Source organism: Microbacterium sp. NPDC055442 (assembly GCF_053644215.1).
The window spans coordinates 1-14,057 of the sequence record NZ_JBSHLF010000008.1 but is presented as its reverse complement, the minus strand read 5'-3'; the positions used below and the strand labels follow the sequence as shown (position 1 = coordinate 14,057).

Sequence of the window (14,057 nt, the reverse complement as noted above, 5' to 3'; positions counted from 1 at the left end):
GAGAGGTACGATTCTTGCCGCTAAATTCACTGATTTTCCTTGACAATCCCACATTTCTGTGCTAATTAACATGTCACCCGGGAACTGTCAATAATAAAAAATCCCGCCGGATATTTTTCCAGCGGGTTGTGTCTCGGGCGTGACTCTATTGTTACAGATAGAATAGAAGTCTTCCGCGGCTCCTATTCTACTTAATTTTAACAAATGTTAGTATATATTGTAAATTATTTCACCCTTAACCGTTGACCGACATAAATCTTATTCGCATCCGGGATACGATTAACTGTGGTCAATGTCTTAACGGACACACCGAATTTCTTACCAATTTTCGTCAGGTTGTCGCCCGCCTTTACGGTGTAGAATGTACCGCCGGATGGTGCGGCTCCTGATACCTTCAGGACTTGACCAACACGAATCATATTAACATCTTTAATACCGTTCACTTTCGCCAACTCCTTCACTGACGTATTATATTTCTTTGCAATTGCTGTCAATGTGTCACCCGCCTTAACGGTATATGTCGAGCCGGACGACTTGGCAGGTTTCGCCTTCACTGCGGCTTTGTTCCCGACCTTATCGTATTTCGTCAGCCCGTGGGCTTCGATTGTGGCGATAAGCTTCTTCGCATAGTTCGGGTCTGTCGCATATCCACCCTTTTGGATGGCGGCACAAGCTTGTACATAGTTCGTTTCCCCGACAACAGCCTTATAACGGTCAAGACGGTTATAGAGGTTCACAAGGTCTATGATAGAATCGCGAACAGACTTATACGCCCGGAACCCTGCTTTGATTGTTTTATCGACCCCGTTTAAAACCTCCCACGTGCCCATATGAACGGTTCCAGCGTTCCCGATACCTTTTATACCAAACAGGTTATTTGCACGCGTAGCAAGCCCGGATTTGCCCCAATTTGACTCATGTATGGCTTGTGCTGTGATAACTGAAGGTAAAACTCGACTTACACCGTATAATTTTTGTGCTTCACTTGCAACATTCTCCATGAAACTCATTCTTTTACACTCTCCCTCATTTGTTGTCTCATTTCATTTATTTGTTCGTCTGAAGCGGATTCAATCCATAGTTTTCTATCCTTCTGAAATTGCGCCCGCCAATATCCCGGCGGCTGTACGGTTGTCGCATTATCCGGTACGGAATCAGCCGGAACAATTTCAGGATAGTCGAAGATGAAATCCGAATCATATACGAATACTTGTATCATTTCCATTGCTCCAACCCTCCTAGTAAGGCACTGCCGCGTCTAATGACCAACTGGACACGGCGGACTGATTGTTTCCTGAAAAGCCGACAAACGCCAGTTTACCGTCAGTGTTGATATAAAATTTTGTGAAGCCTGTCGTTCCGTATGCTGTTGCCATGACCGCCTTTTTGTCTGACGGTGAATATGACGCGGGCAATTGTGCAAAGTCAACGCCGAGGTCACACGCCACGTCACCTTTTAGCATGAGGATGTTTCCCCAGCGGGTATACTGCGGTGTTCTTCCTGACGCCTTTGCTCCATTCAATAACGGAAGGTTATACCATGTGAGCGCCATAAAATCATTTTGTGTAAACAGCTGTCGCCAACCCCTGAATACATTGTCAGTGTGTATAACACCAATCCATGACGTATTATCATAGGAACGTGTCAGAACCAATTTCCGCAGACCGTTTGGCGCTGGTAGAATGTCGAGATAGTACCAAGAAGCGTCACCCGGTAACGGTAGTTGATTCCATCCTGTCCCATAATAAAAACCGGGTGGTGCGGTGAATATGCTGTCAGCTGAAGCCAACCGTTTCCGCATTCCTTCAGCATCCGTTAATGCATATTTCTGTGAGAAGTTTTGAACCCCGATAACATCCTGAAGCGATAGATTCGTTGTCTGTAAATCCTTTTGCAGCTGTGTCGCATCCGTAGCAGCTTGATTCCATTTCAAACGTTCAGAATCCGAGACGTGAGGTTTAGCATTTGCGATATGGTTCTTCAGGTTTGTTTCTGATGTCGTCACCCTGTCACTCATACCGTCCCACTTGGTACGGTCTTCAGACGATACGTGTTTGGTCGTGTCCTTTACATGAGCGTCCAAGACTCGGCCGAATGAATCAACGTCAGCCTTCATACTTTGAATTTGTTGGTCAGTTGCACCAGTTGACCCACCGTCCGCGGTATCCTCTAACGCTTGGACTTTTTGCTGAAGCGTCAGAATATCGTTCTTTATCTCATCTGACACGTCCATATGGTCAACGGTGTCCTGAAGCTTTGCCATCTTGTCTTTTAAATCTGAAATACTTGTTTTGACGCCTGTATCATCATAGGGCGGCGTCCGCCTTGACCCGAGTTCAATCAATTAGGACACCTCCACGATTGTGACGACTGTCTCAGTATCAGCGACTAGGTACACGTCAGGGCTTTGGCTATGAACCTTAAATGTTAGCGGGCTGTCGTTAGACGTGAGCGGCGCACCTGTAGTCGTCTCGACACCCTGCTTACCCCAATAAATGACACCCGAGTTAGGCGGGTAGATCGTCAACTCTCGGCGGTTTGTCAGTTTGCTAGAACCTGACTTTGCCATTACAGGCGTGACGCCTACACTCACCCCACCAACCCTAAAGTCATTCATTCCGGCTTCCCGAGTTGGTACAGGTTGTGTCGCCGGGATAGAAGACCCGCCGAGTGTGACAGGCTTATCTATCTCAACACTCCCAATATGCTTGTCGCCTGCCGCAAGCGGCGGTAACGCTGATATATCTACGGTTCCTGTCATCTGCCCAAGCTGAACGGTGTCAATGGACTGTGGTATAGATGACGCTGTAAATTTCTCAATCCAAGATTCGACCCGGACTTTTTCGGGCTGCACGATCGCGGCGTCAAGGTAGATTGTGTGATAGCCGAGCGGTCGCGCCAAAAGCTTTGTTGACCCCGGCGCTACGGCTAAAAGATAATTGTTAGGCGACACGCTCGGGCGCTCGTGTACGTACACGATCTGACTTGTGTTATTTGTTATGGCTGAATGGTTCGGCTTTGTGTCGTCAAAATAAACCGTTGTAATGTCGCCCGGTAGCATGGTGACGGTCTGTTCACGCCATGTACTCTTTTTATGGTCATCCCCCGGCTGTTTGACTAGTTCCGGCATTCTTGTTCACTCCTTTTGCTATTGTAGCGGCTTTCTTGATGTGGTTTGACGCGCTGCGTCCTTTCTTAATGGCTTTGGCTCCCTTAGAAACAGATTTGACAGCACGACCACCCGGAACAAAATCCATTGCGGTGGATGCTGTACCTTTCGCAACGTCTCCGACTGCTGGGAAGGCTTTCATAAAGAACACGATTGCAATGATAGCAAGCCCGAGAATAAGAGACCATCTGAACACGCCGAACATGATATTTGATAAATATGATTTGTCGTCAGTGCCTGAAGATGAAGAATCCCCACCTGTCGCCCCGGCTCCTGACGTTCCTTTGAATGTAATGTCCTTATCATCGTACTGGTGAAGGTTGTTACTGCTGATAATGCCGAGAAGCTTATTTACATAGTTAGGGTCTGTTGCATACCCTCCAGCTTTGATTCCCTTCGCATAGTCCTCAACGCTTTTTGCGTTCTTCAGCTTTGACGCATAACGCGGCTTGGATAATAGTTCCGCGTGGGCGCGTATGGAATCTTGATAGCTGTTGTACTTTGCAAAGCCATCCTTCACGTGATAGGTCTTACCGTTATATACTTCGGTCGTACCCATCGTGGCACTTCCTGCTGTACCTCTTCCCTTTATTCCAAATAGGTTCTTAGAGTAGTAGGCAAGCCCGGACAATCCGCCCGGGTTTGAACCGCCTGATTCTAACATGATTTGACCCAGTATGATGGATGCAGGGATGCCAGTTTCTTTCTGTATGGCTTGCGCGTCTTTGATAAACGGCTTTATATTTACGCCCATACTTCCACCTACTTTGTCAGGATTTTGATTTTCTGACCCGGTTTAATTTTGTTCGGGTCTTTGAGTTTGTTAAACTTGGCTGTTTCCATATACGCGGCTTTTGTACCACCCTTACCATATTTCTGCGTCAATTCTGACAACGTGTCACCTTTTTTCACCGTCACCGTTTTGTATTTTGGTGTAGACGGTTTTTTCGCTGGCGATGGCTTTTTAGCCGGGGTTGACGGTTTTTTAGCAGGTGTTGTCGTTTTGGCAGGTGTTGACGGTTTCGCGTTCTTCAGCTTTTCCAGTTCTTTATGAAGCTGGTCATTTTCTGTTTCCAAGTTGCTGTATTTCTTCGCTTGATCGGCAAGCTGTTTTGAAATGCTGTCCTTTACTTGGTCAACATACGTTTTGTTTTCCTTGCCAATATCGGTAATGGTGTCGATTACATCTGACTTAAATGATTCTTGGTTCTGCCCCAATTCATTTGCAAAGTTGTTTAAGGCTGTATCAACGCTACCTTCAATGAGAGATTGATTGTTTTGTAGCTGTGCCTGAACCAAGCTTGAATTCATAGGATTGCCATCCAAGTAATCACCCTCTAATGCTTCAGAAGTCACGTACTGTTCTTCCTCAGCAGGACGCCCACGCGTCACAAGGGAGACTAATAGAAAGACCCCAATTGCAACCGACCCGATAATGACAATATTCTTTTTGTTTAATTGGAATTTCTTTTTACCCGGGGAATGACCCCCGGATTCATGACCGACTTGTTCAAATTCCGCCATACCAATATAAGCCTCCTATCGGATCACCGAAATAATGATTCTTAGGGAAGTTTTCTTCATCTACCTGATTTCCGTTTAGATCGACTGTCGCTTTCTCAATACTCATGTTTGTTACTTTGTCGATCAATGCTTCTTTCGGAACCATCGGGTAAATGAAGTTGGCATGTGTTGGGCGTAATTCTTCAGCGTCTCCAATACCTAGCTGCGCGTCAGGTAGCTCCACTGGACGTGAAAGCTCCTGAAGCGCATGAACCCGGTTTTGAAGGTGATAGCCTTCCATCATGCCGCCTTACCTCCCTTGTAATACTTTGATGCCTGAAATTGAATTGCTCGCGATTGTGCTGATAATGGAAGTCGTAGACTTGGCATTTTTCAGGAACAGATAAATACCAATGAGAATCCCGATACCCGCAATCACGTCAAAAAACTTGTTAACCATCCACAAGACCTCCCATGATTTGTTTTACCTTGTCAACGTTCAGGACTGCCATACTTGCGAGAACAAGTACCAAGAACGTGTACGTTATTTTTTCATTTGTGAACATACCCAGCAGGATAACGAAAAAGAGAAAGGTGATAATAAACCGCATAGACTTTGTAAACTCTTGCATAGAATCACCCCTTTACTTCAAGCCAAAACCGCGTTTAAGACCGTTCCAAAACCCATCTATGAAACTGTCTTTAGCGGCTTTTTTGACTTTCTTTTTCTGCTCCGGCTTCATCTTTTGATACTTTTTATACGTGTCGTATCCTGTCGCTTTTTCAACTGCCTTTTTCGCTGTCTTTCCGGCTTCGTCGACGGTTTCTTTTGTAGATTCCCAACCATCTTTTACAACGTCCATCGGTGTAGAAATGTCAGGCGTCATTTTCTGTGCCATCTTTGACAGGTGTTTGCCGCCATAAAAGTCATCAAGAATAATCCATATGGCTGTGAGCGCCAGCGTGAAAAACAAAAGACCTTTTTCCATGTGTTATCCCTTCTTTTTGCGGCGGATAAAGAAGAACCAAAACACGATGATAATAACGGTGAGAACAAGAATTTTAGTCATTGCTTGACGCACCCCCGATTTTTGAAATAACCATTTTCAGATCGGTTAGAATTTCCCGTGTCTGTTCGTTATCCTTTGATTGTTTGAACATGAACCACGCGAGCATTACGCCCATGGCTCCGTTATTTAATAGGATTGAATAGATTTGCTCCACAAGTCACACCCCCTACACCCTTGCCGAGAATAGGAATACGACAAGGAACACAATGCCGAACCCCAGCAAGATTTGTTTTGATGTAATAGGGTCTTGCTTTACGTCATGCTCTTTTGCTGTGTCCTCATCATCGACAAGAGACATTTGATCTTCAGCTTCGGGAACTGTAGACGTTCGGGTACTCATAAACCCCATGTTTGGATATAAGTCTGCGGCATGGTAGAACATTTCACCTAGACCCATTTGTGATGGTGCGTTCATATAAATCCTCCTTCGTAGTAGTCAAATAAGAAAAGGAGGGAAAAGCCCTCCCGCGTGTATTAATGCAAGCGTGAAAGCTTTTCAGCAACGATTTTCACGCGCCCGCCTTTTTGAGTATTGAAGCGAATCCAAAACTCTGTAAGACGTTCGGTGTCAATATAGTCACGAGAGCCGCCGAGGTTTGGCAAGCCTTGGTTAGAGAAGTCAAACACATAAACCCCATCCGGTAAGACATAACCCAAGTCCGAATGATTTCGGGCTGCAAGTGCTGACGGCTTAATGCTGTAAGGGATGTCGGCTTGGTTAAATACCAATTCCAAGTTGCCCGCAAAGTCGCTGTCCTTCAGCGGGTTGCCTGACTCATCCGTAAAGTAAAACATGAGTTTACGGTAGATCGTCCCTGTCTGAAGCTTCACGATATTTTGACCGTTCCCGGTGAACTGTTCGCCTTTTTCGTTTACAAGCTTCAGGACAGAAATATCCGGCATAGCTTGTGGTACAGAAGGGACGGAGAACGTTTCAATTGTCGGCGTGATTTTCAATTGCTTCAGTGTAACGGTGTCTCCAGTAGCCAACTGATACGCGTCTTGCGCGCGTGCTGTATCAATCTGAAGGGAAACGGTTGTCTCCTCGTTTTGTAGCAAGATAAGACCGACCGGGTCACGTTGGTTTAAAGTTAATGGCAGCGCGACTTGGAATTTAATACGCGCGTCTTTACCTGACGTGCTCGCGGCTGTTTCAATGTAAGATAACGCCCGCGGACTTGATGCAGGTAATAGAACGTCTGGATTCAATCGGTTTAAGCTGTATAGGTGAAGGGCTTCGCCTGACACAACAAAAGGACGGAATCCACTGTTTAATTCCAGTGCAATATTTCTGATAATCTGGTATGGTGAAAATGGTTTAGTTGGAATTGCCGCGTTCTGCGATTTGAGAGAGACAGTCGCGTCAAATTCAACTAAAATTTGTGATAGCAGGCGTACTTTCGGTAGGTTGAATGATACCGTTTGTGCGTCCTCTGTCACTGTCTGTGTACCCATCATCTGCCATGTTTGGCGGGTAGCCTGCGAGAATAGTTGAGCCTTTGCCTGTGCTGATAGTTGCTGTTGAGTTGCCATAAATTAAAATTCCTCCTTAGACTTCTGCCGCGATTGTAGATACAACCGGGATATGATATTTTGCTGAAGCTTTCTTAATAATCCACATGAAAACCATCGTGATAAATACAGTAATGAACGTATGAACTAACCATTTAACCTTCATGCTTTTTTCCTCCTTATACTGCGTTTACTAATTGCGTCACACCGTTAACCGGATGCTTCGTGACAATAACCTTTGTTACGACAATGACCATCATTGTGAATAGCGCAATGACAATCATGTTCTTCAGCCCGACACCTGCAAATTTTCGTGTCTCCAAGTCATCACCTCCTTTAAAGCTTCAATTTTGCTAGTACCGGGTTTTGCATACCCACTTTCCAATACCAAAAATTGTGCCCGCCGGGTTGCTCCATAAATTGCGGCATCCCTGTTGCTTTCACAATCTTTTTACGGTCATCCGGGTTTTGCATGGTGAAAATGAAATAGTGTGAACTGTTGGCCATAGCAATGACCGGAATGTCTGTTGGGCGCTGGGTACAAGCCCAAACGACTGCTTCTTTCGAACGCCCGCGCGTGTATAAGGCTTTCAATTCTTTCGGGTAGTTATGGGCGCTTGGCGCGACTTCCATTAATTCGTCTATCCATAGAATCGTATTTTCACGCTTGTACACCCAGCTCATGAGCGCGTTGTAATATTCCGGCTCTAATTCTTCAGCGACCGGGCAATAGATAATTTTCGGCGTCTCGACCTCGGACACGTCTTCCAATCGGTGAACCACAGTAAAGTCCTTACCTTCCTGCAAGCCATGCCACAATTCCTGCCGTTTCTTGCGGCGCTCGTGTACTTCGCCTTTCGTATCAAGCTTTACCACATGGTCTTTCCCAGCGAGATATACCTCAGCGACAACCGATTTACCTGTACCGGTTTGACCACAGATAAAAACGTGTTCGTCATCGCCAATTGTCATTCGCATGTTTTCCACTTCCTTTCGTGCTGTAAGCTTTCACAACACGCTTCACGCCTTTACCTCTTTTCATAGCAGCCATGATGGACGGTTTCGGGATTTTGTCGTAAGGGATTTTCTCCACAACTAAAAATTCCTCGCCCTGTTCGATAATGTCCAAGTGTTCAAACCAATAACGGCTGTATTCATGCATGGGGATGTTGTAATAGAAGTCACCTTGCTTCAGCGTCACCATACCGGACATAGTCGATCATCCCCTCTAAATGGTTGAGGAATTTTAAGACATCAATATCCTCCGAAAGGGATGAGTTGATGTAAGGAGCCGCCAAATTGCTTACTAGTGGGTTCCCCAGATCGTTCAGCAGGCTTTTGATTAGTTCTTTCAGGCGCGCTTTCATTTCCTCGTTGTTCTGTTGGTTGTTTTGGTAGTTCTCGTTTTGGCAAGACATTTTTCTGTACCTCTTTCTTTTTAGGTTGTTTGGATTTCCACATAATGAATTTAGGTATAAAGATCGTAAAGCACGCAATGAGTAACGCTATATGGTCTGCATACTCACTGGCGACACCCGCCACGCCTTCAGACTTCGCCATGATGTTTGCGAGTGGCGTACATATCTGTTCGGCTTCATCGGCGGTTAATGCAAAGTCTTCCATCCCAGGTCGTGCTGCCACGATCGCGCTTGTCGTCAGTAACAGCATTTTCAGCTGGGATGAATCAACATTGCCCGCCGTCTTTTTCTTGGCTGCGCTTTTCTTTTTCGTGCCAGTACCAGGAGGGCGACCGCGTTTCTTTTTCGGCTGTTCCTCCTGGTCACTTCCCGGCACATCTACCATAACCACCCGAGGAGCGTTTTCGCTTTGCTTGGTGCTGGCTGTTCCTCTTCCTCCGGTTCCTCCACTTTTGGCGGTTCCGGTACTGGAATTTCCTGTGCTTGTCCCTGCGGCTGTTCCTTTGTTCCCATCAGGTTTTGGATGTCCTGTAGCAGATTCTTTGCCCATTTTGGCGCGTCCTCCTGTTCCTCTTTTTTCGGTGTTTCTTCAGCAGACGATTTTTCTTCTTTTTCTTCTAGTTCTTTTGGCATAGAAAATAAATCCTCCTTTTGTCCTATTTCTGTTCGATAAATTAAATAATATAGGAACATGTGTTCGATTTCAAGACAAAAAATAAAAATAAATGAATTAATTTCATATTTAATTATTTTTAGGCAAAATAAAAAGCCGGGAAAATGAATTTCCCGACTCTTTTAAAAGTCACACGACACATGCGGACGACTTGTATTTTTAATATAGTCCATATTTCTTTTCTGTCTATTCGTTAGTAAAATTCCCTTGTTTACTTCCTGCTTTAAATCAAAATCGTCAGAACCCATTTTAAGCATAGTAGCAAATTTTCGTCTTTTTAATTCGCCTTTATAAATAGAATAATAGGCTTCTTTTTTCGTTATCATTTCTCCGCGCTCCTGACGCGCCTGTAAGCTTTTTAATTTCTCTAGGATATCATAATATACCCCTCTATTTAATTTCTTGATATACGCGCCGGGAATGCCTTTAAATTTCATTGTCTCCGAACCTTTGACCAAACGATATTGTTTTACTTTGCTTTTTTCGGGATAATTAAATACATTCCGAGAAAAAGAGGATATTTCTTTTTCTATTTCTTCTGGTTTTATTTCATCAGCATATTTTTCATAATACGTTTTTGGTTGAATGAATAAACCTTCTTCAAGAATACCTTCCAGTTTCCATTTACCGTACTCTCTATCGTCAACCATGTCATCATCAAAAATAGCTTCACATGCTATTGAATCGGTATCACAATATGCCACATCGCCTTTTTCTAATTGTTTAATTAAACCTCTATATAATAAAATACGCGCGTATGACGTAACGTAGGCGGCTATATGCGGCTGAATATACGGCGCTTTGCTGGGGACGGCTGCTTCAATAAATTCTTGTCCATATACAGGGTTAAATAATTCAACATAAGGATAGCCTTTTTCTTCGCATGTCTCAATTTCTGTGACAGGTAAAATCGTTTGCCGAACCCTTTGCATACCGAATTTTCCGTACAGTGCATTTTGCATTAATTTTGCAAACGTCTTTTTTGCTCCATCACTTGTATTTTTAATCTCTTCAAAATAGGAGACAAAATCTTTAAATATATAATCGGTCTTTTCAAAATAAATACATTGATGAATTTCTTTTATTTTAGCACCCATTTCTAACGCCAATTCAATTTCTTCAAACGTCCATATCCCTGAAAGGTTACCGACCGGGAAACATAATTTTTTGTACATTCTGTGAGGTAGAGGCGGTATATGTAAAGTAGTCGGTATGTGAATATCACATTCTAAAAAACCGCCGCCCTGTCTATAGCTGTACCAATATTTAAATACGTTTCGGGCTTTGTCTCCTTTATGGTGACGCGGTTTCCCTATAGGTATTGGGTTCACTTTCATAACGTACGGATATAATGAATTTACATCATAATGAAAGCCGCCATTTAATTCACTTTGAAATACTTCTGTACGTCCACCATAATATGCCTTGCGTATAAAATCCTCTGTAAACTCGCCCCATTTGCTATAACCGTAATTCGTGGAAATAGCCTTTTCATAATCTTCAGGATAATTCATTTGATATACTTTCATTGCAAGACTTGCGGTAGTAGGACATTTTAAAAATTCATGAATCGGCAAGCCGGATATTTCAATAAGCATTGTAACAATTTCATATAATGCCACACAGTCCAACCGTAAATATTCATTTAATTCAGGTTCATACGGATCGACCTTCATAAAATAATTCCCTTGGGATTCCCGGTCATCATATTTACCCGGGTCATTTGTGGGGTTTCCGTCAGCGTCAAGCGCCCATCCCAATTTCAAAATATGGTCTTTTAAATCTATTTTTGCTTTTTCTTGCGAAATATTAAAATCCTCACATATCTTTTTTAATGAACCCATTACAAGCTTGCTGGAATCATGAAATGTAATAGGTTGCGAAATAATTTCATTTTCTTCAGTTATTTGGGATTCATTAAGACCTGTTTTAAATACCGTAACGACATTATTAATAAAAATCGAATTTTTTAAATCCGCTTCAGGTAAAATGTCCTTTGCGATTTTTGAAATGTCGAAATCTAGATTATGAATAAATACATGACAATCGTATTTTGTGGTATACTGTGAGAGAACCGTTTTCAGGTTTTTAAAAGTGTTTGTCGCACGGTATCTACTACCGTCATATAATCCGACGCGGAAGACTTCCCCAAAAAGTCCTCGCGTCTCAGTATCAAGCGTAAGTATCTTAACGGGTTTACTTGCGCTTTTTTCTTTATTCTCTTTTTCCTTACTCATTTAAAATCCACCTCTCCATCGTAAATCCTTCGCTAAACGTTTCGCCGTTTTGATATTTACTTGCGGGAGATATTTCTGAATTAAATCCCCAATAAATTGAGCCTTTTCTTCATTGTCATATAAAACCCTCATGCCTGCATTTATTGCAATTAATAAATCTTTATATCTCCTTAAATCGGCTTTTCCTTCATATAGCAAAATCCATGAATTCATATCAGCCAGTCTAAGAGAATCAAAATTTCTCATAAATGCTTTATGCTGTTTCCTTTTATTATTGGGGACAACATGCATACTTATTGTTCCTATTTCAGCGGGAAGTTTAGCACCTAAAAAACCTCTTATAGATTCGATAAGATAATCAACGCTCACATGTCTGTAAGACCGTTTTAAGTCCTCTATCACATTTGCATCCATCATTGTGTCGGTTTTTTCTTTCCAGTAAATCATTAAATAGGGTTCAGTAGCTTGTCGGGCTTTTCTTTCAGCCGCTTTTCTTTTTCTTTCTTCAGCCTTCGCCCGCTTATTTAATTCTTTGTTATACCATTCATTAAATCGTGATTCGCTCCAATACCTTTTTGCGGAATGTTCGGAGACTTTAAATCCTAACCGTTTAATTAATTCAGATCGTTCATTTGCAATTAAACTACGACTCTTTTTCTTAACAATTTTATTTACTGTGGCAGGTTTATTTTTTAATTCCTTTATAACCTTTTTGTCAGTAATTCCGACTTTTTTCAAGGCAGCTATATTTTGTTTTTTCTGCTGTTTCTTCTTCAGCCGCTTTTTCTTCCCAATCAGTGACACCCCCTTTAAACACAAAAGTCACAGGGAAACGAATTTCCCTGTCAATTTAATATTTAAATGGCTTCTGCTTTTTGTGTCGGAATATAGCGAACAGAACCGCGTGACAGTTCGTCTTGTGCTTCAGCATGAAAATAGGAGACTATTGCAAGCATTTCTGAACGAGTGAAACTAATAATCTGTTGTGTATCGTCATCAAGCTTTTGAGCGAAACAATACATATTCTCCACTCTATCCTCTTTAATCTCTGTGCGGCGTTCTCCGTTGTCGAAAATCATTACGTTTTTATCCAAGTCTAGCAACCTCCGTATATAGTAATTTAATATAAGAAAAGCCGCCCCGATCGGAGCGACTATTTAATTAGTCCACAAGCGCAAGTGTCAATGTTTTAAAGCCGCGGCGGGTTTTAACTTCTTTTGGAACAACTTTTAATGGCTCGTCCGTCCAAGGACCTTGCCCTACAATCCCAATGATACGTTGTAGGGAGCTTGCTACGCCCTGAGATACACTGTGATAGCCTTGTCCGTCTGCTGTTAAAAGAACAACGCGCATTGCCTGAATTGTCTCTTTCGTGACTTCATCCTCTAATTCAACCGCATGGGCGACCATGTCTGTAATTTCAATTACTTCTCCGATATGGTCTGATAGAGAGTGTTCAGCGTTGCTTACCGCGTTGTAAAGTTTGATGCTGCTCTTTCTGTCCGTTGCCTGGATAGTTGAAAACATTTGTTGTGTACCTTGTTCAAAAATACTTGGTGATGCTGTTGCAATGTCCTCAGTTGCCAATACGTCAGTAGTGTTTTCAGTGTTTTTAATAGTGTTTGTCATTTTAAAATTCCCCCAAAGAATTAATTTTGTTTTAAGTATTCATTGAATTTTTCAGCTGACACGCGCCATTCTCGACCGACTTTGAAACCTTTAATTTCTCCGTTGTTCAGCATTTTGCGAGCCGTTTTTTCAGATATTTTTAATATCTCGGCTACCTGTTTAACTGTTAAAACCTCTTCACTAGACAAAAAGCGTACCTCCCTCTACATATGTATCACTTCCTTTAAAGGGCTTCAGATTCCTTTATGTTCCCTTTGATGACCTTATCTTACCATCAAGGGATATATCATGTCTACCCCTTTTTACAAATTTCTTCAGAATTTTTTCAGGAAGGATTCGACATTATGCGACATATTGGTAGGAGAAGAAAATATTTCTGTACCAATAATAGAACACATGTTCCTGAATGTAAAGTCCTATTATATATGAAATAACTGGGTATCAGGGATAGAAATGTCCTATCTCTTATGTTCGCACTGAGTATAAATGTTTATAACAGGTTATTATTGACAAACTAAAATAAGTGTGTATATACTCTCTCCATTAAAGGAGATGAATAATTTATGCCAAATCTAGAAATATTAGATATTATTAATATGAAATTAGATACGAAATACAAGCATATTGAACACTTTTTAAAGGATTGGATAGATAAGAAGTACAACAATATGGATGTTTACGAAATTCTTGTATATTTAAAACACTTTAATATATCGCCTAAAGAATAGTCCTCCCTTTTCCGGGAGGATATTTTATTTATTGACAGTTCCCGTGGTTCATGTTAATTAGCACAGAAATGTGGGATTGTCAAGGAAAATCAGTGAATTTAGCGGCAAGAATCGTAC

Annotated in this window: 18 protein-coding genes; all 18 read right to left on the bottom strand. The window is 42.3% G+C overall.

The window, feature by feature from the left end; all coding sequences use genetic code 11:
• Positions 1-224: 224 nt before the first annotated feature.
• The gene (locus ACWIBS_RS15005; RefSeq protein ID WP_376642730.1) at positions 225-1,001 is read right to left on the bottom strand and encodes a glucosaminidase domain-containing protein; all 777 of its coding nucleotides are present in this window, start codon (positions 999-1,001) and stop codon (positions 225-227) included.
• Between the two features lie 5 nt (positions 1,002-1,006).
• The gene (locus ACWIBS_RS15000; protein ID WP_376642732.1) at positions 1,007-1,225 is read right to left on the bottom strand and encodes a hypothetical protein; all 219 of its coding nucleotides are present in this window, start codon (positions 1,223-1,225) and stop codon (positions 1,007-1,009) included.
• Positions 1,226-1,238: 13 nt separating this feature from the next.
• Positions 1,239-2,345 carry a hypothetical protein gene (locus ACWIBS_RS14995; RefSeq protein ID WP_376642734.1) on the bottom strand — a complete coding sequence of 369 codons (1,107 nt, stop codon included), beginning with the start codon at positions 2,343-2,345 and terminating at the stop codon, positions 1,239-1,241.
• 754 nt (positions 2,346-3,099) lie between these two features.
• Positions 3,100-3,924 carry a glycoside hydrolase family 73 protein gene (locus tag ACWIBS_RS14990; RefSeq protein WP_376642737.1) on the bottom strand — a complete coding sequence of 275 codons (825 nt, stop codon included), beginning with the start codon at positions 3,922-3,924 and terminating at the stop codon, positions 3,100-3,102.
• Positions 3,925-3,932: 8 nt separating this feature from the next.
• Entirely contained in the window at positions 3,933-4,694 is a 762-nt protein-coding gene (locus ACWIBS_RS14985) for a LysM peptidoglycan-binding domain-containing protein (protein WP_376642739.1), read from the bottom strand.
• On the bottom strand, positions 4,681-4,977 hold the full coding sequence (locus ACWIBS_RS14980) for a hypothetical protein (RefSeq protein WP_063336321.1): 297 nt from the start codon (positions 4,975-4,977) through the stop codon (positions 4,681-4,683). The genes ACWIBS_RS14985 and ACWIBS_RS14980 overlap by 14 nt, the downstream gene beginning before the upstream one ends.
• A 340-nt stretch (positions 4,978-5,317) precedes the next feature.
• A complete protein-coding gene (locus tag ACWIBS_RS14975; RefSeq protein ID WP_376642741.1) occupies positions 5,318-5,662 on the bottom strand; it encodes a hypothetical protein in 345 nt (114 codons plus the stop codon).
• Between the two features lie 247 nt (positions 5,663-5,909).
• Positions 5,910-6,158 carry a hypothetical protein gene (locus ACWIBS_RS14970; protein WP_080467411.1) on the bottom strand — a complete coding sequence of 83 codons (249 nt, stop codon included), beginning with the start codon at positions 6,156-6,158 and terminating at the stop codon, positions 5,910-5,912.
• Positions 6,159-6,217: 59 nt separating this feature from the next.
• Complete coding sequence (locus ACWIBS_RS14965) at positions 6,218-7,276, bottom strand: hypothetical protein (protein WP_376642743.1); 1,059 nt, start codon at positions 7,274-7,276, stop codon at positions 6,218-6,220.
• Positions 7,277-7,591: 315 nt separating this feature from the next.
• On the bottom strand, positions 7,592-8,227 hold the full coding sequence (locus ACWIBS_RS14960; protein WP_379377533.1) for a hypothetical protein: 636 nt from the start codon (positions 8,225-8,227) through the stop codon (positions 7,592-7,594).
• Positions 8,211-8,468, bottom strand: a complete 258-nt coding sequence (locus tag ACWIBS_RS14955; protein WP_213398973.1) for a hypothetical protein — start codon at positions 8,466-8,468, stop codon at positions 8,211-8,213. Before ACWIBS_RS14955 ends, ACWIBS_RS14960 begins: the two co-directional genes overlap by 17 nt.
• A gap of 41 nt (positions 8,469-8,509) precedes the next feature.
• Entirely contained in the window at positions 8,510-9,064 is a 555-nt protein-coding gene (locus ACWIBS_RS14950; protein WP_376642749.1) for a hypothetical protein, read from the bottom strand.
• On the bottom strand, positions 9,052-9,366 hold the full coding sequence (locus ACWIBS_RS14945; protein WP_377998110.1) for a hypothetical protein: 315 nt from the start codon (positions 9,364-9,366) through the stop codon (positions 9,052-9,054). The genes ACWIBS_RS14950 and ACWIBS_RS14945 overlap by 13 nt, the downstream gene beginning before the upstream one ends.
• A 102-nt stretch (positions 9,367-9,468) precedes the next feature.
• Positions 9,469-11,583: a DNA polymerase gene (locus tag ACWIBS_RS14940; protein WP_376959264.1), complete on the bottom strand. Its 2,115-nt coding sequence runs from the start codon at positions 11,581-11,583 to the stop codon at positions 9,469-9,471.
• A complete protein-coding gene (locus ACWIBS_RS14935; protein ID WP_376912104.1) occupies positions 11,584-12,387 on the bottom strand; it encodes a hypothetical protein in 804 nt (267 codons plus the stop codon).
• 53 nt (positions 12,388-12,440) lie between these two features.
• The gene (locus tag ACWIBS_RS14930) at positions 12,441-12,662 is read right to left on the bottom strand and encodes a hypothetical protein (RefSeq protein ID WP_376642817.1); all 222 of its coding nucleotides are present in this window, start codon (positions 12,660-12,662) and stop codon (positions 12,441-12,443) included.
• 82 nt (positions 12,663-12,744) lie between these two features.
• Positions 12,745-13,212, bottom strand: a complete 468-nt coding sequence (locus ACWIBS_RS14925) for a hypothetical protein (RefSeq protein WP_326194938.1) — start codon at positions 13,210-13,212, stop codon at positions 12,745-12,747.
• Between the two features lie 20 nt (positions 13,213-13,232).
• Positions 13,233-13,400, bottom strand: a complete 168-nt coding sequence (locus ACWIBS_RS14920; protein WP_326194937.1) for a helix-turn-helix domain-containing protein — start codon at positions 13,398-13,400, stop codon at positions 13,233-13,235.
• Positions 13,401-14,057: the final 657 nt, after the last annotated feature.